Source organism: Rhodococcus sp. 06-156-4 (assembly GCF_002259345.1).
Lineage (GTDB): Bacteria > Actinomycetota > Actinomycetes > Mycobacteriales > Mycobacteriaceae > Rhodococcoides > Rhodococcoides fascians_E.
Genome location: NZ_NPGB01000005.1, coordinates 18,622 through 38,218, shown reverse-complemented (window position 1 = coordinate 38,218; position 19,597 = coordinate 18,622). Strand labels below are relative to the sequence as shown.

Sequence of the window (19,597 nt, the reverse complement as noted above, 5' to 3'; positions counted from 1 at the left end):
ATGGGCAGGGGCGACAGGACTTGAACCTGCAACCTACGGTTTTGGAGACCGTTGCTCTACCAATTGAGCTACGCCCCTTCGGTCCAACCCGATTGGAGTCGGACCGTTCTGGAGTCACACACGACGTACGCGCTACCTCACACCCTCGAAAGAGAGTCTTGGCAGCGCGCAGCGCTGAACAACCCCAGAAATCTCAGTGTACTGCACAGGCTATGGAAGTTTGAAATCAGGCAGGTCAGGCCAGACGGACGGTTGCCGTCGCCCTACCGAAGATCTTCTTGCCCTCGGACTTCGCTGTGATCGCGATGACCGCGGACTTGGATTCGGGGTCGACCGACTTCACCTTGCCGGTGTACTCGACCGACGCGGCCGAATCCGCGGGCACGTACACGGAGCTGGTGAAGCGGACGTTGTACTCGGTGACCGCACCCGGGTCGCCGAGCCACGACGTCACGAACCCAGCGCCGAGACCCATCGTCAACATGCCGTGGGCGATGACGTTGTCCAATCCCGCGAGCTTGACGACCTCGTCGCTCCAGTGGATCGGATTGGGATCACCGGACACGCCGGCGTAGTTGACCAGATCTCCGCGGGTCAGCTTGACCACGCGCTCGGGCAGCTCGTCGCCGACCGCCACATCCGCAAAACTACGAAGCGCCATGCATGATCACTTCCTTGACTGCGTGGGCGATGTTCTCGTCGACTTCGCCGCCGGTTCGGGCGACCAGCGTCGTCCAGGTCGTCTGGACCAGCTCGCCGTTCTGATCGGTCACGATGTTCTTGGTGGTGATGATGTCACTGCCGCTCATCTGGCGGAACGATTCGAGGTAGACCTCGCAGGACAACTCGTCACCGACCTGAATGGCCTTGTGGAATTGCAGCCTCTGATCGGTCTGCAGAATCTGACTCGGGTCGTACCCGGTGATGAATTCCTTGAACATCCGCGACTGCGCGATGATGCCGACCAACGAGATGAACGTCAGCGGGGCAAGCAGGCCGTCGTATCCGAGGCCTTTGGCTGCATCCTCGTCGTGGTGGGCGGGGTGCCAGTCCTGGACGGCACGGGCGTACTCACGCACCTTCTCACGACCGACCTCGTAGGCGTGGTCCACCTTGTAGTGGTGGCCCACCATCGCCGCCGCATGCAGAGCTGGATCTTGCACCAGCTCTGGGTCCTGCACTGACTCGGTCACGCTGAAAGAACCTTTTCTACCCAGGACGCAGATGCGGTTAGGGCACGAAAAGTAAGCCTAACGCGTGGCGTCGACTCCGAACGAGAACCAGCAGCCGATGAGGCTCGCGACTAGCGAGACTCGCGGTGCGCGCGATGCGTGCCGCAGTTCGAGCAGAACTTCTTCAGCTCGAGGCGGTCGGGATCGTTGCGGCGGTTCTTCTTCGTGATGTAGTTACGGTGCTTGCAAACCTCGCAGGCCAAGGTGATCTTGGGCCGCACATCGGTGGAGGAGGCCACTGGATGCCTACTTTCGGGTAAATCTGATCCGGTTAATCAGGACTGTGCATTCTTCTTGTGTAGCGGTGACCGGACTTGAACCGGCGACGCAACGATTATGAGTCGTTTGCTCTACCAACTGAGCTACACCGCCTCAGGTGCTCACCCCTACACCATCTCACTAACAAGGGTGTGGACGCGAACCATCCAATCCAGCGAGCCCCCTAACGGAATCGAACCGTTGACCTTTTCCTTACCATGGAAACGCTCTACCGACTGAGCTAAGGGGGCGTTCGCTTCTCTGCGCGGCAAGCCGTGCGTCGAAGCCTTCAAGAGGTTACACAGTCCGAGCGTCGAGTACCAAATTGCGTGCTCGCCGCGCCTTCTGCGGATCCTCTTACAGTAGAAACCCCAGCGAGAATTTCTCTCGCCGGGGCATCTGTGTGGCAGATGTAGGATTCGAACCTACGTAGGCATAAGCCGACGGATTTACAGTCCGCTCCCATTGGCCGCTCGGGCAATCTGCCGGGTGCTCGACGAGAACTTTCGCTCTCTTCGACGCGGAGAGAAGAATACAACGAACGTCCCCCGGAAACGCAAACCGGGTGGATAGCGCGGGTGCGAACGAGCTAACGTCGTCAGGACGAGCCTCACGGATCGGCTCACAGAAGCCGATCGAAACCGATTCGAGTACAGGAGTTGCACGTGGCTGATTCTTCCTTCGACGTAGTGAGCAAGGTCGACCGTCAAGAGGTCGACAACGCTCTGGGACAGGCTGCGAAGGAGCTCGCGACGCGGTTCGACTTCCGCGGTTCCGGCACCGTGATCGAGTGGTCGGGCAGCGGCGACAACGAGGTGATCGTGATCACCTCCGAAAGCGAAGAGAAGGTGAAAGCCGCCCTCGACGTCTTCAAGGAAAAACTGATTCGCCGCGATGTGTCGCTGAAAGCGTTCGAGACCAACGAGCCGGCGGCGTCGGGCAAGGTCTACAAGGTGACCGGGAAGCTCGTTCAGGGCATCTCGAGCGAGAACGCGAAGAAGCTGACCAAGAAGATCCGCGACGACGGCCCCAAGGGCGTCAAGGCGCAGATCCAGGGCGACGAGTTACGCATCAGCAGCAAGAAGCGGGACGACCTGCAGGCTGTGCAGCAGCTGCTCAAGTCCGAGGACTTCGGCCTCGCGCTTCAGTTCGTCAACTACCGCTAGTTCTACTCTCCCCTGGCCATTCGTTCGAGGCGATCGATACGGTCCGCCATCGGCGGGTGCGTGGAGAACAGTTTGCCGACCTTGTCTCCGGCCCGGAACGGGCTGGCGATCATCAGGTGGGACTCGGCAGCGAGGCGCGGTTCAGGCGGCAGCGGTGCCGCCTGAACGCCTCGCTCCAGTTTGCGCAGCGCCGACGCCAGAGCAAGCGGATCGCCCGTCAGCTCGGCTCCCGACCGGTCCGCCTGGTACTCGCGAGAACGCGACACCGCCAGCTTGACGACGGTGGCCGCGATGGGCCCCAGCAGTGAGACGAGCAGCAGCGCAAAGGGATTGGCGCCGCCGTTGCCGCGGCCGCCGAACATGGATGCGAACATCGCGAAGTTCGCGAGCCCGGAGATCACCGCGGCCATCGCGCCCGCCACCGACGAGATCAGAATGTCGCGGTTGTAGACGTGCGACAGTTCGTGGCCGAGAACGGCCCGCAACTCACGCTCGTCCAGGATCTGAAGAATGCCGGTGGTGCAGCACACCGCAGCGTTGCGCGGATTGCGGCCGGTGGCGAACGCATTCGGGTTGTTCGTCGGGCTGATGTACAGCGCGGGCATCGGCTGGTGCGCCGTCGTCGCCAACTCGCGCACGATGCGAAACATCGCCGGCTGTTCCACCTCGGTGACCGGCTGGGCGTGCATCGCTCGCAGTGCGAGCTTCGCGCTGTTGAAATAGGCGTAGCCGTTCATCCCGACGGCGAGCGCGATCGACGCGAACAAGATCGTCGGACTGTTGAACAACGCCCCCACGAAGACGATGAGCGCGGACATACCGACCAACAGGCCGAACGTCTTTGCGTTGTTCGCGAAACCCATTGCAGCGCCTCTTCCCGAAGTTCTCTCGTTACCCACGGGAAGAACGATCAGCGCACCCCACGAAGTTCCCCGTGGGTAGCGCGCCGGAGACGAGCGGGATCTAGCCGACCCGCTCGACGGTGTAGTCCACCAGTCGACCCAGCGCATCGTTGGCTGCACCCTGCGGGAGCTTCTCGAGCTCGGCGTGTGCTTTCGCGGCGAACTCTCCCAGAGTCTCCTTGGCCCGAACCATTCCCGGTGAGCGCCCCAACAGTTCGAGCGCCTCGGTGACCGACGCGTCGTCGGTCACGGGGCCGTCGAGCAGTACCCGCAATCGATCGCCGTCGGCGCCGTCCTCCCGAAGCGCGAACAGAACAGGCAGTGTGTGCACACCTTCGCGAAGGTCGGTGCCCGGCGTCTTGCCCGATTGCTCCGTCGCCGACGAGATGTCGATGATGTCGTCGGAGATCTGAAACGCCGTACCGACAGCGTCGCCGAGACGTTCCAGCGACGCGACGTGATCAGCGTCTCCGCCGGAGAACGTACCGCCGAAGCGTCCACACGCCGCGATCAACGAACCGGTCTTCTCCCAGACGACGCGGAGATAGTGTGCGACGGGATCCTCGTCCTTCTTGACGCCGATGGTCTCGCGCATCTGGCCGGTGACCAACTCGGCGAACGTCTCGGCGATGATGCGGACGGCCTCGGGACCGAGCGTCGACACCAACCGCGACGCATGGGCGAACAGGTAGTCGCCGGCGAGAATGGCGATGCTGTTGCCCCAGCGCGAGTTCGCCGACTCGGCGCCGCGCCGCATCGTCGCTTCGTCCATCACGTCGTCGTGGTACAGCGTCGCCAGGTGCACCAGTTCGACGACGGTCGCTGCGGTGACGATCGACTCGTCCGTCGGGTTGGGTCCGAGCTGAGCCGTCAGCACGGTGAACAGCGGACGGAATCGCTTACCGCCCGCTTTCGCCAAGTGCAGCGCGGCCTCGGTGAGAAAATCCTCGCCGTCGGACAATTCGGCGATCATCAGCTTCTCGACGCGTTCCAGCCCCGCGGCGACGGTGTCTGCAAGCTGCGGATCGACGAGGTCGACCCCGGCAACGACCGTCGATCCGGCCGCGTCGAAAGTGCTCACGATTGTTCGTCCTGTCCTCGTCGGGGGCGTCGTTTCGTCTCTACCGTAGTGAACCTGGCGCGGGCGAGCGCCGGAAGGTGCCACACACCACGCGAGAGGGGGCCGAAACCCCGCGGGAGCAGGCCCGTCGGCGCCACTGCTTTACTGGACGGGTGAGCGCTGTGCGAAGCACCGACGTCCTCGTCATCGGCGCGGGCCCTGCCGGGTCGTCCGCCGCGGCGTGGGCCGCAAGAGCAGGCCGGGATGTCGTCCTCGCGGACGCGGCGACCTTTCCGCGTGACAAGACGTGCGGCGACGGACTGACACCGCGCGCGATCGCCGAGCTGAATCGTCTGGGACTCGGCGACTGGGTTCGCGGACGAGCGGAGAATCGCGGCCTGCGGCTGTCCGGTTTCGGTCAGGAACTTCAGCTGGAATGGCCGGGCGGGTCCTTGCCGACGGTCGGGAGCGCAGTCCCGCGAACCGAACTCGACGACCGAATCCGTGTTGCGGCGGTCGATTCCGGTGCCACGATGATCGAGGGCGCGAAGGCCGTCGACGCAACCGGAGACGGCGCGAAAGTCACCTCGGTGACGTTCGCGAACGGTGAGGAGATCCGCTGCGAGAAGCTGATCGTCGCCGACGGTGTGCGTTCCACACTCGGTAAGAAACTCGGTCGACAGTGGCATCGCGACACCACGTTCGGGGTCGCTGCCCGCGCGTACATCGACTCCGACAGGTCGGACGATCCTTGGATCAGTTCCCACCTGGAACTGCGTGACGCCGCGGGCACCGTACAGCCCGGCTACGGCTGGATCTTCCCGCTCGGCACCGGTCAGGTGAACATCGGCGTCGGTACATTGGCGACAGCCAAGCGCCCCGGCCCCGGAGCGTTGCGGCCACTGCTGGATCTGTACACCTCGCAGCGTCGACAGGACTGGTCGTTGACGGGTGACCTTCGCGCAGTGGCGTCGGCTCTGCTTCCCATGGGCGGCGCGGTCTCGAACGTGGCCGGAGTCAACTGGGCGATCATCGGCGACGCCGCCGCGTGCGTGAACCCGCTCAACGGCGAAGGAATCGACTACGGCCTCGAAGGCGGCCGGTTCGTCGCCGACATGCTGAGCGAGAACGACCTCACACTGGCATGGCCGACGCTGCTGCGTGAGCACTACGGACAGGCCTTCTCCATCGCCCGACGCCTCGCCGGGCTCCTGACCGTCCCTCGCTTCCTGCCCGCGACGGGACCGATCGGTATGCGCTCGCGTGCGTTGATGACCGTCGCGGTGCGCGTCATGGGAAACCTGGTGACGGAGGCAGATTCGGACCTCGTCGCCAGGGCATGGAGAGCGTCGGGCACCGCGTCACTGAAAGTCGACAGCCGGCCGCCCTTCACCTGACGATCAGCGCACGGCGCGGTGCAGCGCGACGATTCCGCCGGTGAGATTGCGCCACTGCACTCCGGACCAGCCCGACTCGGCGATGGTGGTGGCCAACTGCTCCTGCGTCGGCCAGGCGCGGATCGATTCCGCCAGGTATACGTAGGCGTCCGGATTCGACGAGACGGCCCGCGCCACTGCAGGGAGCATCTTCATCAGATATTCCATGTACACCGTGCGGAACGGGGTGAACGTCGGCGTCGAGAATTCACAGATCACGAGGCGACCGCCGGGCTTGGTGACACGCGCGATTTCCTTCAGACCCGCCTGGAAGTCGGAGACGTTCCGCAGCCCGAAGGAGATGGTCGCGGCGTCGAAACTGGCATCGGCGTACGGCAGGTGCATGGCGTCGCCGGCCACCATCGGCACCGGCCGGGCAGCGCCGGCCTGCAGCATCCCTTTCGAGAAATCGGTTGCGACGCACCACGCGCCGCTACGCGCCAGTTCGACCGTGGAGACCCCGGTTCCAGCCGCGAGGTCCAGGACCTTCTCCCCCGGCTTCAGGTTCAACGCAGCGCGGGTCAGCTTCCGCCAACTGCGATCCTGACCGAACGACAGAACGGTGTTGGTGATGTCGTACCGACGGGCGACGCCGTCGAACATCGAGGCGACCTCGTGCGGTTCCTTCTCGAGGGTGGCACGTGAACTTGTAGGCACACGATCGAGTTTAGCCGCCGCCGGGATCAGGCCGTTCTCAGCGACCGCTCGCGCTGCCACCCGAGGACGTCGCCGTAGTGGCTGAGCAACTCGTCGCAGATCGCGGGCCAGGTGCGGTGCAGCACCGACGTGCGGGCGGCCTCACCGAACCGGGCACGCATGACAGGCGAGGCCAATGCCGCCACGGCGCTCGGCAGCAACTCGCAGAATCTGTCGACGGGCAACAGGTAGCCGTTGCGGCAGTGCGCCACCAGGTCGCGTGGGCCTCCGGCGTCGGGACCGATCACCGGGACCCCGCTGGCGAGTGCTTCCTGGACGGCTTGGCAGAACGTCTCGTGCTCGCCGGGGTGAACGAAGACGTCGAAGCTTGCGTACGCCTGCGCCAACTCGTCGCCGCCGAGCTGGCCGGTGAAGATCGCCGTCGGCATCAGCTTCTCGAGAGCGCCCCTGTCCGGACCGTCGCCGACGATCACCACCTGCACGTCGTCGGGCAGCGCGGCGAGTCGTTCGACGTGCTTCTCCGGAGCGAGACGCCCGACGAACCCGACGATCAGCCTGCCGTCGGGCGACCACTGCGTACGCAGCGCCTCCCGGCGCGACGACGGCGCGAAACGGACGGCGTCGACACCTCGGGCCCAACGGTGGACCCGCGGAACACCGTGCAGTTCGAGTGCCTCGACGGCCGAGCTCGACGGGGCCAACGTCCGTGCCGCTCCGCGGTGAACTCGACGTGTCCACCGCCACGCCGCACGGGATGTCAGACCGAGGCCGTAGCTTTCGGCGAACCCTGCGACGTCGGTCTGGTAGACCGCCACCGCGGGCACACCGAGGCGGCCGGCCGCTGCGAGTCCGCCCGCACCGAGCAGGAACGGAGACGCGAGGTGAACGACGTCCGGAGCGAATTCACGGATCGTCGCCGTCAGGCCCGGGCCGGGCACGCCGACAGGAAGCGAGCTGATCCTGGGGACCATGACGGCCGGGACGCGATGGACCGGTACGCGATCGTGCTCGATCGAGGCTCGCGGCTTGCCCGCTGGATTGTCCGGGGCGACGACCATGGCGTCGTGGCCGGTGCGCTGGAGATGTTCGAGAACTCGAAGCACCGAATTCGTGACGCCGTTCATGTTGGGTAGGAACGATTCCGCAACGATGGCTACTCGCACGATCCTCAGTGTGGAGTCGCACTCGGACCATCCGGCAGCGCCGACGTTACGAGCGGGCGAAGTTCGCGCTAATGCTGCGCGGCGTCACGCAAGAGTCCCGGCGCGAGACGACGATGGATCCGCGAGAGCCGTCGTCCACCGCCTGACCCACGATCGCTCATGATGCGATGAATTGCCCGATACTTCCTTCGATTGCCGCATTCCCGTCGATGCGCGGAGTATCGGGCAATGCGACCCGCTCGGCCGATCAAGAAGCCGACGTCTCCCGCCGCCGGAGAAGGAACAACACTCCACCCGCGACGATCCAGGTCCCGCCGATGACCGAGCCGGCGGGAACGAGCGCGACGCTTGCGTCACGCCCGGCCACGCGGACGAGATCGGGATCTTCGCGCGCGTACTCCACGTCGATGCGTTGTCCTGCAATGAGATTGGTTGGGTACAGCACACCCAGTTGAGGATTGTGGGTGACACCGTCCGGGGTCACGAAGCTGACTGCGGAACGCAACTTTCCCGCCGACAGCACTTCCGCCGTCGCGCGTCCCTCGTCCGAGGTGATGGTGCGATCGTTCTGCCACGCCGCGACCACCAACAGGAACGCCAGAACGGAAATCCCGGTAGCGACGATCAGGACGGAGATCCGCGCTCGATGCGTGACTTTCGGGGTGCTCACGCCGATAAACGTTACTGTGCGCCCACCGGCTCGCCTCTTTAGGTAGCGTCTGCTGGCATGTCTCGCGACTTCGAGTTCACAATCGTCTCCGAGTACCCTCCCGCCGACGTCCACGAAGCACTGACCAGTGAAGATCAGTGGCTGGCACGGTTCGAGAAGGCCAAGAAGACCGACGGATACGAAATGATCCGCCACGAGGACGGCGCCTTCACCGTCGACATCTCCGAGGAGGTCGGCACGTCCGAGCTGCCGGGGTTCGTCAAGAAGGTCATCAAGGGCAAGTTGCTGATCACCCGCACCGACCATTGGGGGCCACTCGACGGCGATGCAGCCGACGGCACCCTCGCGGGCGGCTCGTCGTCGTTGCCCGCGAAGGTCGAGGGCACGTTGGCGCTTCGCCCCGACGGTGACGGGTCGATCCTGACGGTGCGCGGCCGCTCGACCGTCAAGATCCCTCTGATCGGCGGCAAGATCGAGTCGCTCATCAACGACATGATCAAGGACATGGTCGACCAGGAAACCCGCGAGACCGTCGAGTGGGCCGAAGCGAGAGACACCGACTGACCGAACTCCTACAGCCGAGAGCGAATCCCGGCGTGCAGTTCACGTAGGCCGGAGCGTTCGGTCGTCACTTCGAGTACCCGGATGCCGGCAGGAGTGGAGCCTGCGGAACGACCATGGGGAGCAGGAGTGGAGCCTGCGGAACGACCAAGAGGGGCAGGAGTGGAGCCTGCGGAACGACCAAGAGGGGCAGGAGTGGAGCCTGCGGAACGAGCAAGAGGGGCGGGAGCGGGGCCGGCGAGAGCGTCGGCCAGTTCGGTCACGTCGACGCGGGAGTGCGGAATTCGGTAGGCCGCGCAGAGGGCAGCGAGATCCATGCCGTGCGGGGTTCCGAAGACACGCTCGAATGCACCGGCGTACTGCGGATCGCCCTGTTCGAGCAGTTCGAAGATGCCGCCGCCGTCGTCGTTGGCGACGACGATCGTCAAGTCCTCCGGCCTCGGCTCACCGGTACCGATGAGCAGGCCCGACGCGTCGTGCAGGAACGTCAGGTCACCGAGCAACGCGATGGTGCGTCCGGGGCTCGTCAGTGCCGCACCGACCGCCGTCGACACGGTGCCGTCGATTCCGGCGACGCCGCGGTTGGACCGGACCCGGACTCCCGGCGTCGGATACGCCACGAGTGCGGCGTCGCGCACCGGGTTGGATGCTCCGAGCAGCAGTTGGTCACCGTCCCGCAACGAGGACATGACCGTTGCGGCGACGTGGAGGCCGGTGGGTTTCGGGTGCGCCGCCAGCTGGTCCCGCACGGCGATGTCGGCGCGCGCGGACAGTTCGCCGCAGCGTGCGAGCCATCCCTCGCTCGGGCTTCCCGTCACCACAGCCCGCGTTCCGGTGGCCAGAACGTTGCCGGAGACGTCGGGCCACCGCGGACCCGTCGTGATCGCGAAGACGTCGACATCGGGGTTGGCGAGGAGGGCGGAGACCGGGCGATGAAGCGTCGGGCGGCCGGTGATGATCGCCTGCTTCGGCCGCAGTTGTGCCAGCGCGAGCGGATGCAGCGGCAGCCCGTGCAGCGGAGCTGTGGGTTCGGCGACGGTCGGCAACCCCGCCAACTCCGGCCGCAGGGCAGCGCCGTGCCCGGAGACGACGACGGTGTCGATCGACAGATCGATGTCGACGGGTACGTCGAGCGTCGCCTGCTGGGTCGTCGTCCAGGCGGACCCGTCCACACGGCCCGCGGGTGCGGCGGTGGCGTCGGCGAGATCGGGCACGAGGGGCTCGCGCAGTGGGATGTCGAAGTGGACGGGGCCGGCGTTTCCCGACCTGGTTCCGCGGGACGCGGCAAGGACACGGCACACGGCGCTGCGCCACTGACTGTTCTGCGAATCGGTCTCGGCGAGCCCGAGGCTGATGGTCGCGCGCACCTGACTGCCGAACAGCCCGAGTTGTTCGACGGTCTGGTTGGCGCCGGTCCCGAGCATTTCGTACGGGCGGTTCGCGCTGAGCACGATCAGCGGTAGGCGGGCGTAGTTGGCTTCGAGTACCGCGGGGCCGAGGTTGGCGACGGCGGTGCCCGACGTCATCACCACCGGTACCGGGGCACCGCTGCCGAGAATAAGGCCGATCGCGAGGAACCCTGCAGTCCGTTCGTCGATGCGCATGTGCAAGCGAAGCCGTCCGTCGGCGTCGGCTTGCTGCAGAGCGAACGCGAGCGGCGCGTTCCGCGAGCCCGGGCAGAGCACGACGTCTCGAACACCACCGCGGACGAGTTCGTCGACGACAGCTGTGGCCTGAGCACTGGACGGGTTCACCACTTCAGATTGTCAGATTCTCGCGTCGGCGCCCTAGTCGGCCCGCATGTGTCCTGTTTGACACCATGGAGCAGTGAGAACTGTCTTCGATCCGTCCGAGATGCCGCCCGGTGGCTTCTATCCCCTGCTCACAGCGTCCGTGGTGCCGCGTCCGATCGCCTGGGTCTCCACGGTGTCCGCCGACGGTGTGGCCAATCTCGCGCCGTACAGCTTCTTCTCGGTGTCCTCGTCCAACCCGCCCGTCGTGCAGTTCACGTCCGTGGGCCGCAAGGACAGCCTGCGGAACATCGAGGCGACGGGCGAGTTCGTGATCAACGTGGCCACCGACGCGATGGTGGAGCAGATCAACGCGTCCTCGGCCGGCTACGAGCACGGCGTCAGCGAGCTCGAGGAGCTCGGTATCGCGAGCGAACACAGCGAGAAGGTGGCCCCGCCCCGCGTCGCGGACTCACCCATCGCGATCGAGGCGACGCTGCACCGAATCGTCGAGGTCGGGGACTCCTTCGTCGTCATGGGCCGCGTCGTCGCCCTCGCCGTCCGGACCGATGCCCTCGCCGACGACGGGCTGCCGTCGTTCGCCGCCGTCGCCCCGGCCAGTCGACTCGGCCGCAACGAATGGGGTCTTCCTCCCGAGGTTCGTCTGCTCGATCGACCCGGGCGTCCCGCGACCACGGACTGAGGCACAGGTCATACAGTTCTAGTCATGCCCGATGCTCGAAAAGGTCATGCAGTGCTTCCCGAGATCGGCGAGATGGGTCGTCAGGCCTACGCCTCGCTCCGATCACGGCCGACGCCACGTGCCGAACGCTACGAACTCGGCAGGCAGTTGCGTGACAAGGTCTCCCGCGAGTCGATGGGCGACTGGACTCCGCCCGCGGATCGCTACGACCCGATCCGCCAGATCGAGTTCTCCCACGACGGTCGAATCGACTGGCTGATCCCGGTGCGGGCCGAACGGATGGTGGAGTCGCCGTACGGGTTCCTGCGCGGCACCGCCATCGTCATGGCCCGAGACGTGGCGCTGCTGCCGTCGACCGGCATCAATCCGGTGATCAGCGGAGACTCACATCTCGGCAACTTCGGTTTCTACGCATCTCCCGAGCGTGATCTGGTGATCGACCTCAACGATTTCGACGAGGCGCACCCCGGCGGCTGGGAATGGGATCTCCGACGCCTCGTCGCGAGCATCTGGGTGGCGGGCCGCCAGAACGGGCGCACCGAGGCCCAGTGCGAGGAAGCCGTCGCGGCATGTGTGCGGGCGTACCGCGTCGAGGTGTCACGCCTGGCCGACGAGCCGCTGATGTCGCGGTCGTTCCAGCGGCTCACTGCGGAGAAACTGCAGGCCGACGCCACCGAGGGTTCGCTGCGCAAGGAGATCAAGCGGGCCACGAAGAAGGCTCGCCGGCGCACCAGCGACCGCGTCCTTCCCCGGTTCACCGAGGAACACGAGGGCACCCGCAGGCTGGTCGAGGAGCCCCCGATCACCACCCGCATCTCGGCCCGCGACGAGGATCTCCTGGCCGAGGGGCTGGACGAGTATCTGACGACGCTCTCCCCGCACTGGCGTCGGGTGCTCGGTGGGTACACGCTCATCGACGTCGCGCATCGAGTCGTCGGCGTCGGAAGCGTCGGACTGCGGGCGTACGTGGCGCTGCTCGAGGGATCGAGCCCGGACGACGTGGTGTTCCTGCAGCTCAAGCAGGCGAGGCGTTCGGTGTTGGCGCCGTACGTGCACGGCAAGGATGCGTGGCACGCGCATCAGGGGCAGCGGGTGGTGGAGTACCAGCAGGATCTGCAGACGGTGAGCGATCCGCTGCTGGGGTGGACGACCATCGACGGCAGGCAGTACTACGTGCGGCAGTTCCGGAACATGAAGGGCACGATCGACCTGGGTTCGATCGATGCTCCGGCCCTCGTGGACTACGCGGGAGTGGTCGGTCGGCTGCTGGCCAAGGGCCATGCGCGTACCAGTGGTGCGTCGATGATCGCCGGTTACGTGGGCACGTCCGACACGCTCGATGTCGCTCTGTGCAGGTTCGCCCGGCTGTACGCCGATCAGACCGAGGCCGATCACGCGTTGCTCGTCGACGCCGTTCGCCGGGGCCGCTTCGCGTTGTGAGTGGAACTGTTCTGAGTGGAACTGTAGGCCCTGGCCTACTGGGAGCGGAGCCTGCGGAGTGACCCGCCGGTTCCGCTCCACTCACGTGAGGCTCAGGCGGCGTACTTGGTGACCAGCGCGCCCAGACGCGGGAGTGCCTCGGCAACGTTCTTCTGCGCAGAACCGCGCAGGCTGCCGTAGAACTTCTTCACGACGCTCTTGTCGGTGTCCTCGATGCGCGAGTCCGTCACCGACAGCAGCGCGTTCGACACCTGGTCCGAGTTCGCGACGAGGTAGTCGGAGAACGTCCCGGTGGGCGCGGCGTTGTAGGACTGCCAGAACGGCTCGAGCTGATCGACGAAATCGGGCCACAGTGTCTCGACGGCCTTTTCGATGTACGACGGTCCGACCTTCTTGACGGCTCCGTAGCCGCCCTTGACCGCCAGGCCACTGGCGCCCTTCTTGTCCGACACCTCGGCGTCGATCAGCGCCAGGACGTCGGGCAGCAGAACATCGCGCTTCGACTCGTCGAGCAACGATTCCCTGAGTGCAGCAACCACTTCGAATTCCTCCCGGAGGTTCAGTTTCTTCCTTCGAACCGGGGAAGACTACCGCAGGTAGGTGTATGTTCGCCGAACTCGCTCGTGCCACCACTGCACCCGCTCGGGTGCGGCGGCGAGTGCCGTCAACCTGTCCGGATCGGGTTCGACGGGCACGGCCGCGATGGTTCCGTCCACGATGTCCTGCCCGTCCGCGACGTCACCGGTGAACAGGCTTCCGGTCCCGAGGCCACACGCGAACTCCAGCCTGGGGATCGCGGCCGCAGCGGCGAGACCCGACGCCATCCCCACCGCGGAGTCGAGTGCACTCGACACCACGACGGGCACCCCGTACTCCTCGAGTTCACCGGCGAGCTCGAGGAGCGCCCGCATGCCACCGAGCGGCGCGACCTTGACGACGGCGACGTCCGCTCCGCCTGCGCGGACCACCCGCAGCGGGTCCTCGGCGCGTCGGATGCTCTCGTCGGCCGCGATGCGCACTCCGGGAAGAAGGCGTCGTAGTTCGACGAGCTCGGCGACCGTCGCGCAGGGCTGTTCCACGTACTCGAGGTCGCCGTCCTCCAGCAGCGCCGAGATGGCAGTCACCGCCTGCGGGACGGTCCACCCGCCGTTGGCGTCCACTCGGACGTGTGGAACGAGCGCGCGGACGGCTCGAACCCGTGCGACGTCGCCTGAGACGCTCGTCTCGAAACCGACCTGGCCTTTCTCGGCGACCTTGACCTTGGCGGTGTCGACGCCGGGGTACCGGGCCAGGATGCCGGGAACCTCGTCGGGGGTGACGGCGGGGACTGTTCCGTTGACGCGGACGCGTTCGCGATACGGCTGGGGAGGTCCGTCCCACGCTGCTTCGACGGCCGAGCGCAGCCAGTTCGACGATTCGGCGTCGTCGTATTCGACGAAGGGTCCGAACTCGCCCCAGCCGGCGGGCCCGCGGAACACCACCACTTCGCGTGTCGTGATGCCGCGGAACTTCGTGCGCATCGGCAGGGACAGCACGTGTGAGGACGCGAGAAGCTCCTCGAGAGGCGGTGTCACGGCTGGCCCTCGAGAAGTTGCACCATCAGGGCGTCGGAGTCCGCGAGTACGTTTCCGTCGAGGTCACGCAGGACGGCACTGATGAACGTCTTGCGGCCCTCCACTCGGTCGACGCTGCCCTCGACCACGAGTTCGGTGTTCAGTGGGGTGATCTTGCGGTAGTTGATGTGCAGGTATGCGGTTCGGCTGATCGGGCGTCCGTACGCGTGCTGGATCAGCCCGAACATCTCGTCGAACAGCAGCGGGAGTGTTCCTCCGTGCGCGGCGCCGTTCCCACCCAGGTGATAGCGGCGGAACACGCCTCGGCTGCGCACGCCTTCCGCGTCGAATTTCTCGATGCGCCACGGCAGCATCAGCAGTGATCCGCGGCCCGGCAGACGGATGGCCCGCCCCGCCGGAGATTCGCCTTCGGGAACTTGGAACGGGGCAAGTTCGGCGTTCATCGCCTCGACCTGCTCGGCGAGCTTCTCGGTCAGTTCCGGAGTGGGAGCGGTACTGACGGCGAGGTCCTGCAGCGTCCGCAGCGCCTCGACGAGGCGTCCCCACTCGGGGCCGACGTTCGCGGGGGTGAACTTCGGGAATCCGCCGTGGTGGGAGTACTCGTCCTGGCGTGCGTCTTCACTCATCTCTGCACCGTATCGTGCGGTCCGAAGCACTGGCTCTATCGTGGCCCAGGTGACCTTTACTCCTTCGCTCTGGCAGCCGGTTCCCGGGTTCGACGACCTCACCGACATCACCTATCACCGCCACGTCACCGACGACACCGTGCGGATCGCGTTCGACCGTCCCGAGGTCCGAAACGCGTTCCGGCCCCACACCGTCGACGAGCTGTATCGCACGTTGGAACACGCGCGCGTCAGCTCGGACGTCGGCACGGTGCTCCTCACCGGCAACGGACCGAGCCCGAAGGACGGTGGCTGGGCGTTCTGCTCGGGCGGAGATCAGCGCATCCGTGGACGCAGCGGCTACCAGTACGCCGAGGGAGACACGGCGGACACCGTCGACAAGGCCCGGGCCGGACGGTTGCACATCCTCGAGGTGCAGCGCCTGATCCGGTTCATGCCCAAGGTCGTCATCTGTCTGGTCAACGGCTGGGCTGCGGGCGGAGGCCACAGCCTGCACGTCGTCTGCGACCTGACGCTCGCGAGCCGCGAGCACGCGCGGTTCAAGCAGACCGACGCCGACGTCGGCAGTTTCGACGGAGGTTACGGCAGTGCGTACCTCGCGAAGATGGTGGGACAGAAGTTCGCTCGCGAGATATTCTTCCTCGGCGACACGTACACGGCCGAGGAGATGCATCGAATGGGCGCAGTCAACCGCGTCGTCGATCACGACGAACTCGAGAACGTGGCCATCGAGTGGGCCGCGAAGATCAACGCCAAGTCTCCGCAGGCGCAGCGGATGTTGAAGTACGCGTTCAACCTTCAGGACGACGGCCTGGTCGGCCAGCAGCTCTTCGCCGGTGAGGCGACGCGTCTGGCGTACATGACCGACGAAGCCGTCGAGGGCCGCGATTCGTTCCTTCAGAAGAGGGATCCGGACTGGTCGCCGTTCCCCCGCTACTTCTAAAGGTTTCATGTCCGTTTCTCGAAATCCCCTCACGCATCGACGCCGCGCACCGGACAGTGCGTGGTCGTCGGTGACGTCGTGGTTTCTGCAGAAGCACGACTACGAGTGGATGCGCGAGTTCCAGAACTCGCGGCCGTCGGGAAAGATCGTTCGGATCATCGTCGCCCTGTCGATGATCAACATCAGTGCGATGTCGTTCACGTCGCTGTTCGCGATCGGCGGCCCGACGGGTACTGCGGCGACTGCGCTGACGTTGACGCTGTGCACCGTCAACCTGATCATCGCTGCACTGTGGGTACTGCGGCCGTTCCCCGGGCGTCTCGGCGTGGTGTCGTTCGCGATCTACTCCGACCTGGGCGTCGCCGCCGCGCTGTCGGTCCTCGATCTCCGTAACGCGCTGCTCGGCTGTGTCCTGTACGCAGTGATCGGTGCGTTCGTGACGTTCTTCCTCAGCCCGCGCTGGGTGGTGGCGCACCTGATCTTCGCCTCCGGAATCGCCATCGGCTTCGCAGTCGCGATCTACGTGCGCGGCGACATGGACACGATCACCCTGCTCGTCCAGACCGACGTGGTGCTGCTCGGCATCATGAGTGTGCCCGTCACCTCGCACATCTTCCTGACGACGCTGTCCGCCGACGCGCGGAGTTCCAAGCTCGACCCACTGACGGGCCTGCTCAACCGTCGGGGTCTCGACGCCGCCCTCGAGGACCTGTGGCCGCGGGGACGCCGCGAAGGTCAGTGCGCTGCGGTGATCGTCGTCGACATCGACAACTTCAAGTCGGTCAACGACATCCACGGCCACGACGAGGGTGACGCGGTGATCTGCCGCGTCGCCGAGCGCCTCACCATGCACGTGTCGCGGTACGGAGCGCTGGGACGCACGGGCGGTGAGGAGTATCTGGCTGCGGTGGTGACGTCGAGACTGCACATCGACGCGCTTATCCACGGAATCAGGCGTGCCCTGCACGGTGAGGGCGATTCCGTTCCGGTCACCGTCAGCGTCGGCGCCGCGATTCTGTACGCCGAGTCCCCGCTGTGGACGACGAGCACGGACACGGTGAACACTGCGTCGAGAGTGGCCGACTCGATGATGTACGAGGCCAAAGCGTCCGGGGGCAACCGAGTGGTCACCACCCTCATCTGACCGTGTGCCGATCGACACCGTGCTTGATTGACACCGTGCCTGATTGAAACCTGACGAAGCGGCAATACACCGATCATGACGACCGACCGCCAGACCCCGTCTCCCGAACACCGACGACCGGACGGACTGTCCGACGACACCGTCGCTGCCGTCGGCAAGGTCTCCGAGGCACTCGAGACGATCGAACGCGCCCGCGGTCACCTGTACTCGTTCCACCAGCTGATGGGACACGCGGACCTGCAGCTCGGCGAGGCCGTCGATGCGCTGCGAGATGCCGGCAACACGTCGGCAGCCGACCGACTGTCGGAGGAGATGATCGGTCGCAACGCGATCGACGGCAGGTGGTCGTTCCAGATCGTGGAGGAGTTCGACGATCTCTACTGGTCGGCGTTCCGGCAGCACGAGAAGCAGACGAGGGACGAACTGCAGGAAGGGAAGCGACACGTCTTCGAGGCGGAAATGAAGGAGTCGCGGCGCACACACGAAAAATCGGGCCACGAAGCAACGCCCTGATGCTCACACACGTCGTGCAGGCTGTGGTATCGATGAGGCTGTGGTATCGATGAGGCGTGGAGATACTCAGCGGCCGAACGATCCTGCGTCCAGTCGACTACGAGAAGACTCTCGCGTTCTACCGAGACGGCCTCGGGCTCGCCGTGCATCGCGAGTACGGGGCGGGGACGGTGTTCTTCGCCGGGCAGTCGCTGATCGAGATCGCGGCTCACGGTAGTTCGGGCTCGGCGCAGGTGTTCGACGGGGCGCTGTGGCTGCAGGTCCGCGACGCAGAGGCCGCTGCCGACGAGCTTCGAGGTCGGGGCGTCCCGATCGAGCGTGACGCGAAGCAGGAGTCGTGGGGCCTGATCGAGATGTGGCTTCGTGATCCGGACGGGGTGCCGATCGTTCTGGTGGAAATTCCCGCGGACCATCCGCTCAGGCGGGACACGCGGGGCTGACGCCGGGAAGATCGCCGGTTCTCACGACCGTGTCGCGGCGACGACCCTGCGCACGGCTGCTGCCGACTGGGGCCGCGACCACAGAAACCCCTGTGCCAGAGTGCAACCCAGCTCCAGTGCGACGTCTGCCTGAGCTCGCGTCTCGATGCCTTCGATGATCATGACCAGACCGAGGTCGAGGGCGACGGTGGACAGGGCACGCAGCAGTGCCCGCCCGCGGGGGGTGTCGATGTACTTCGTCAGGTGTCCGTCGATCTTGATTCCGTCGGGCTCGAACGTGACGAGGCGTTCCAACGAAGACCAGCCGGAGCCGAAATCGTCGAGCAGCACCCGGAATCCGAGCGCGTGCACATCGTCGATGTGTCTGCGGATGAGCGGTCCGTCGCTGACGGACGACGTCTCGGTCAGTTCCAGCGAGATCGAGCTCGGCGCGACGGAAGACATGGCGACGGCGCTCTGCAACTGAGCGACGGCGTCGGGGTGCGCGAGGTGGCGACCGGACAGGTTGACGCTCAACCTCAGGTCCGGTCGTGTCGTATGCCAGGCTTCCGCTTCTTTCACCGCGAGGCGCAGTACTTCGAGATCGATGTCGATGATCAGTTCACTCGACTCCGCGAACGGCACGAAGTCGGCGGGCGAGACGAGGCCTTTCCGCGGGTGGTGCCAGCGTGCCAGTGCCTCGAACCCGATGATCTCCCCGGTGCGCAGATCCACGACGGACTGAAACCACGGCACGATCTGGCCCGCATACAGCGCACCTGCAAGGTCGTGGTCGTTGTCGAGCTTCGCGGCCGTCGACCCGACTCTGCGATGCAGATCCAGCTGTTCTTCCAGGACGGACCCGTACTGCTCGAGCTCCTGCAGCTGACTGTCGCTGAGCTCGCGGGGCATCCTGTCGAGCAGACACAAGGTGCCGATGACCAATCCTTCACGCCCGCGCAGCGGAACCGACGCGTAGGACGCGACCCCGTTCTGGTCGAGAATGTTGCGTTGCCGCACCGTGGCGTCGACGCGATTGCGGGTGAACACGGCGGCCTTCTCACTGCGGACGACGTCGTCGCACAGGGTGTCCGAGCGTTCGACCGTCGACACCGGCGGCCCGCCGATGTTGACGAGCGTGTACTGGGTTGTCTCGTCGAGGACGTTGAGCTGGGCGATGGCGAAGCCGACACTGCGTGCCGCGAGCTCCACCGTCGACCGCAACGCCGGGGTGGTCGCCTCGAGATCGAGATACCGGCGGGCGGAATCGCTCTGCCTGCGAGCCTGCGGCCGACGGGCAGCCGAGGACGGATCGTGCTCCATCGTCGTCTCCTGTCCCGCAGTCCCTGCCCTGCTGTTCGAGCCTTCTCGAAATCCGGCCGCACGTCAGCTTAGCGTCG

22 protein-coding genes and 4 tRNA genes are annotated in these 19,597 nt (G+C 65.7%); 9 read left to right on the top strand and 17 right to left on the bottom strand.

What is annotated here, in order from left to right:
- Positions 1-5: 5 nt before the first annotated feature.
- The 7 genes from CH290_RS02430 to CH290_RS02400 all read right to left on the bottom strand — a co-directional run bounded on the left by CH290_RS02430 (position 6) and on the right by CH290_RS02400 (position 1,977).
- Positions 6-78, bottom strand: a tRNA-Trp gene (locus CH290_RS02430).
- A 157-nt stretch (positions 79-235) separates the two neighbouring features.
- Positions 236-661, bottom strand: coding sequence for a (3R)-hydroxyacyl-ACP dehydratase subunit HadB (gene hadB, locus CH290_RS02425; RefSeq protein ID WP_026348024.1), 426 nt, complete (start codon positions 659-661; stop codon positions 236-238).
- On the bottom strand, positions 648-1,133 hold the full coding sequence (hadA, locus tag CH290_RS02420) for a (3R)-hydroxyacyl-ACP dehydratase subunit HadA (RefSeq protein ID WP_196248810.1): 486 nt from the start codon (positions 1,131-1,133) through the stop codon (positions 648-650). Before hadA ends, hadB begins: the two co-directional genes overlap by 14 nt.
- Before the next feature lie 170 nt (positions 1,134-1,303).
- Positions 1,304-1,471 (bottom strand): 50S ribosomal protein L33, encoded by a 168-nt coding sequence (gene rpmG / locus CH290_RS02415; RefSeq protein WP_019666436.1) that lies wholly within the window; start codon positions 1,469-1,471, stop codon positions 1,304-1,306.
- A gap of 60 nt (positions 1,472-1,531) precedes the next feature.
- Positions 1,532-1,604: transfer RNA gene (locus CH290_RS02410), tRNA-Met, on the bottom strand.
- Positions 1,605-1,668: 64 nt separating this feature from the next.
- A tRNA-Thr gene (locus CH290_RS02405) sits at positions 1,669-1,741 on the bottom strand.
- A gap of 153 nt (positions 1,742-1,894) precedes the next feature.
- Positions 1,895-1,977: transfer RNA gene (locus CH290_RS02400), tRNA-Tyr, on the bottom strand.
- A gap of 178 nt (positions 1,978-2,155) precedes the next feature.
- On the opposite strand from CH290_RS02400, the gene CH290_RS02395 reads away from it, so the two are divergent.
- Positions 2,156-2,656 (top strand): YajQ family cyclic di-GMP-binding protein, encoded by a 501-nt coding sequence (locus tag CH290_RS02395; protein ID WP_019666437.1) that lies wholly within the window; start codon positions 2,156-2,158, stop codon positions 2,654-2,656.
- A gap of 2 nt (positions 2,657-2,658) precedes the next feature.
- Here CH290_RS02395 and htpX read toward each other — a convergent pair whose 3' ends face one another.
- Positions 2,659-3,519 (bottom strand): zinc metalloprotease HtpX, encoded by an 861-nt coding sequence (gene htpX, locus CH290_RS02390; RefSeq protein WP_033188725.1) that lies wholly within the window; start codon positions 3,517-3,519, stop codon positions 2,659-2,661.
- Between the two features lie 100 nt (positions 3,520-3,619).
- The gene (locus CH290_RS02385) at positions 3,620-4,639 is read right to left on the bottom strand and encodes a polyprenyl synthetase family protein (RefSeq protein WP_019666439.1); all 1,020 of its coding nucleotides are present in this window, start codon (positions 4,637-4,639) and stop codon (positions 3,620-3,622) included.
- Positions 4,640-4,716: 77 nt separating this feature from the next.
- Between CH290_RS02385 and CH290_RS02380 the strand changes: the two genes are divergently transcribed.
- Complete coding sequence (locus CH290_RS02380; RefSeq protein ID WP_141216230.1) at positions 4,717-6,015, top strand: geranylgeranyl reductase family protein; 1,299 nt, start codon at positions 4,717-4,719, stop codon at positions 6,013-6,015.
- 3 nt (positions 6,016-6,018) lie between these two features.
- Here the strand turns inward: CH290_RS02380 and CH290_RS02375 are convergent, their stop codons facing one another.
- The 3 genes from CH290_RS02375 to CH290_RS02365 all read right to left on the bottom strand — a co-directional run bounded on the left by CH290_RS02375 (position 6,019) and on the right by CH290_RS02365 (position 8,544).
- On the bottom strand, positions 6,019-6,711 hold the full coding sequence (locus CH290_RS02375) for a demethylmenaquinone methyltransferase (protein ID WP_026348028.1): 693 nt from the start codon (positions 6,709-6,711) through the stop codon (positions 6,019-6,021).
- 26 nt (positions 6,712-6,737) lie between these two features.
- On the bottom strand, positions 6,738-7,874 hold the full coding sequence (locus tag CH290_RS02370; RefSeq protein WP_196250049.1) for a glycosyltransferase family 4 protein: 1,137 nt from the start codon (positions 7,872-7,874) through the stop codon (positions 6,738-6,740).
- Positions 7,875-8,121: 247 nt separating this feature from the next.
- Positions 8,122-8,544, bottom strand: a complete 423-nt coding sequence (locus tag CH290_RS02365) for a DUF3592 domain-containing protein (RefSeq protein ID WP_019666443.1) — start codon at positions 8,542-8,544, stop codon at positions 8,122-8,124.
- A gap of 57 nt (positions 8,545-8,601) precedes the next feature.
- Between CH290_RS02365 and CH290_RS02360 the strand changes: the two genes are divergently transcribed.
- On the top strand, positions 8,602-9,108 hold the full coding sequence (locus tag CH290_RS02360; protein ID WP_019666444.1) for a DUF2505 domain-containing protein: 507 nt from the start codon (positions 8,602-8,604) through the stop codon (positions 9,106-9,108).
- 8 nt (positions 9,109-9,116) lie between these two features.
- Here the strand turns inward: CH290_RS02360 and menD are convergent, their stop codons facing one another.
- On the bottom strand, positions 9,117-10,859 hold the full coding sequence (gene menD, locus CH290_RS02355) for a 2-succinyl-5-enolpyruvyl-6-hydroxy-3-cyclohexene-1-carboxylic-acid synthase (protein WP_037156616.1): 1,743 nt from the start codon (positions 10,857-10,859) through the stop codon (positions 9,117-9,119).
- Positions 10,860-10,932: 73 nt separating this feature from the next.
- On the opposite strand from menD, the gene CH290_RS02350 reads away from it, so the two are divergent.
- Both CH290_RS02350 and CH290_RS02345 read left to right on the top strand, forming a co-directional pair.
- Complete coding sequence (locus CH290_RS02350) at positions 10,933-11,538, top strand: flavin reductase family protein (RefSeq protein WP_020112493.1); 606 nt, start codon at positions 10,933-10,935, stop codon at positions 11,536-11,538.
- 24 nt (positions 11,539-11,562) lie between these two features.
- Positions 11,563-12,978 carry a DUF2252 domain-containing protein gene (locus tag CH290_RS02345; protein ID WP_051104947.1) on the top strand — a complete coding sequence of 472 codons (1,416 nt, stop codon included), beginning with the start codon at positions 11,563-11,565 and terminating at the stop codon, positions 12,976-12,978.
- A 92-nt stretch (positions 12,979-13,070) separates the two neighbouring features.
- On the opposite strand, the gene CH290_RS02340 is transcribed toward CH290_RS02345, so the two are convergent.
- From CH290_RS02340 to CH290_RS02330, 3 genes are read right to left on the bottom strand one after another with little or no spacing between them, the layout of a single operon-like run.
- Positions 13,071-13,517, bottom strand: coding sequence for a DUF6918 family protein (locus tag CH290_RS02340; protein WP_019666448.1), 447 nt, complete (start codon positions 13,515-13,517; stop codon positions 13,071-13,073).
- A gap of 48 nt (positions 13,518-13,565) precedes the next feature.
- A complete protein-coding gene (locus tag CH290_RS02335) occupies positions 13,566-14,552 on the bottom strand; it encodes an o-succinylbenzoate synthase (protein WP_020112495.1) in 987 nt (328 codons plus the stop codon).
- Entirely contained in the window at positions 14,549-15,178 is a 630-nt protein-coding gene (locus CH290_RS02330) for a PaaI family thioesterase (RefSeq protein ID WP_026348031.1), read from the bottom strand. Before CH290_RS02330 ends, CH290_RS02335 begins: the two co-directional genes overlap by 4 nt.
- Positions 15,179-15,227: 49 nt before the next feature.
- Here CH290_RS02330 and CH290_RS02325 point away from each other — a divergent pair, with 49 nt between their 5' ends.
- The 4 genes from CH290_RS02325 to CH290_RS02310 all read left to right on the top strand — a co-directional run bounded on the left by CH290_RS02325 (position 15,228) and on the right by CH290_RS02310 (position 18,218).
- Positions 15,228-16,121 carry a 1,4-dihydroxy-2-naphthoyl-CoA synthase gene (locus CH290_RS02325; protein WP_027498938.1) on the top strand — a complete coding sequence of 298 codons (894 nt, stop codon included), beginning with the start codon at positions 15,228-15,230 and terminating at the stop codon, positions 16,119-16,121.
- Between the two features lie 7 nt (positions 16,122-16,128).
- A complete protein-coding gene (locus tag CH290_RS02320) occupies positions 16,129-17,265 on the top strand; it encodes a GGDEF domain-containing protein (RefSeq protein WP_230594282.1) in 1,137 nt (378 codons plus the stop codon).
- Positions 17,266-17,340: 75 nt separating this feature from the next.
- Complete coding sequence (locus CH290_RS02315) at positions 17,341-17,778, top strand: hypothetical protein (protein ID WP_019666453.1); 438 nt, start codon at positions 17,341-17,343, stop codon at positions 17,776-17,778.
- Between the two features lie 56 nt (positions 17,779-17,834).
- Positions 17,835-18,218: a VOC family protein gene (locus CH290_RS02310; RefSeq protein ID WP_019666454.1), complete on the top strand. Its 384-nt coding sequence runs from the start codon at positions 17,835-17,837 to the stop codon at positions 18,216-18,218.
- A gap of 21 nt (positions 18,219-18,239) precedes the next feature.
- On the opposite strand, the gene CH290_RS02305 is transcribed toward CH290_RS02310, so the two are convergent.
- Positions 18,240-19,520: a sensor domain-containing phosphodiesterase gene (locus CH290_RS02305; protein WP_019666455.1), complete on the bottom strand. Its 1,281-nt coding sequence runs from the start codon at positions 19,518-19,520 to the stop codon at positions 18,240-18,242.
- Positions 19,521-19,597: the final 77 nt, after the last annotated feature.

What these genes read in the sequence shown, in the direction of transcription:
- CH290_RS02320 (WP_230594282.1), top strand. Translation starts at nt 16,129, where the DNA reads ATGTCCGTTTCTCGAAATCCCCTCACGCATCGACGCCGCGCACCGGAC.
- CH290_RS02330 (WP_026348031.1), bottom strand. Translation starts at nt 15,178, where the DNA reads ATGAGTGAAGACGCACGCCAGGACGAGTACTCCCACCACGGCGGATTC.
- hadB (WP_026348024.1), bottom strand. Translation starts at nt 661, where the DNA reads ATGGCGCTTCGTAGTTTTGCGGATGTGGCGGTCGGCGACGAGCTGCCC.
- CH290_RS02305 (WP_019666455.1), bottom strand. Translation starts at nt 19,520, where the DNA reads ATGGAGCACGATCCGTCCTCGGCTGCCCGTCGGCCGCAGGCTCGCAGG.
- CH290_RS02345 (WP_051104947.1), top strand. Translation starts at nt 11,563, where the DNA reads ATGCCCGATGCTCGAAAAGGTCATGCAGTGCTTCCCGAGATCGGCGAG.
- hadA (WP_196248810.1), bottom strand. Translation starts at nt 1,133, where the DNA reads ATGGTGGGCCACCACTACAAGGTGGACCACGCCTACGAGGTCGGTCGT.
- CH290_RS02360 (WP_019666444.1), top strand. Translation starts at nt 8,602, where the DNA reads ATGTCTCGCGACTTCGAGTTCACAATCGTCTCCGAGTACCCTCCCGCC.
- CH290_RS02315 (WP_019666453.1), top strand. Translation starts at nt 17,341, where the DNA reads ATGACGACCGACCGCCAGACCCCGTCTCCCGAACACCGACGACCGGAC.
- htpX (WP_033188725.1), bottom strand. Translation starts at nt 3,519, where the DNA reads ATGGGTTTCGCGAACAACGCAAAGACGTTCGGCCTGTTGGTCGGTATG.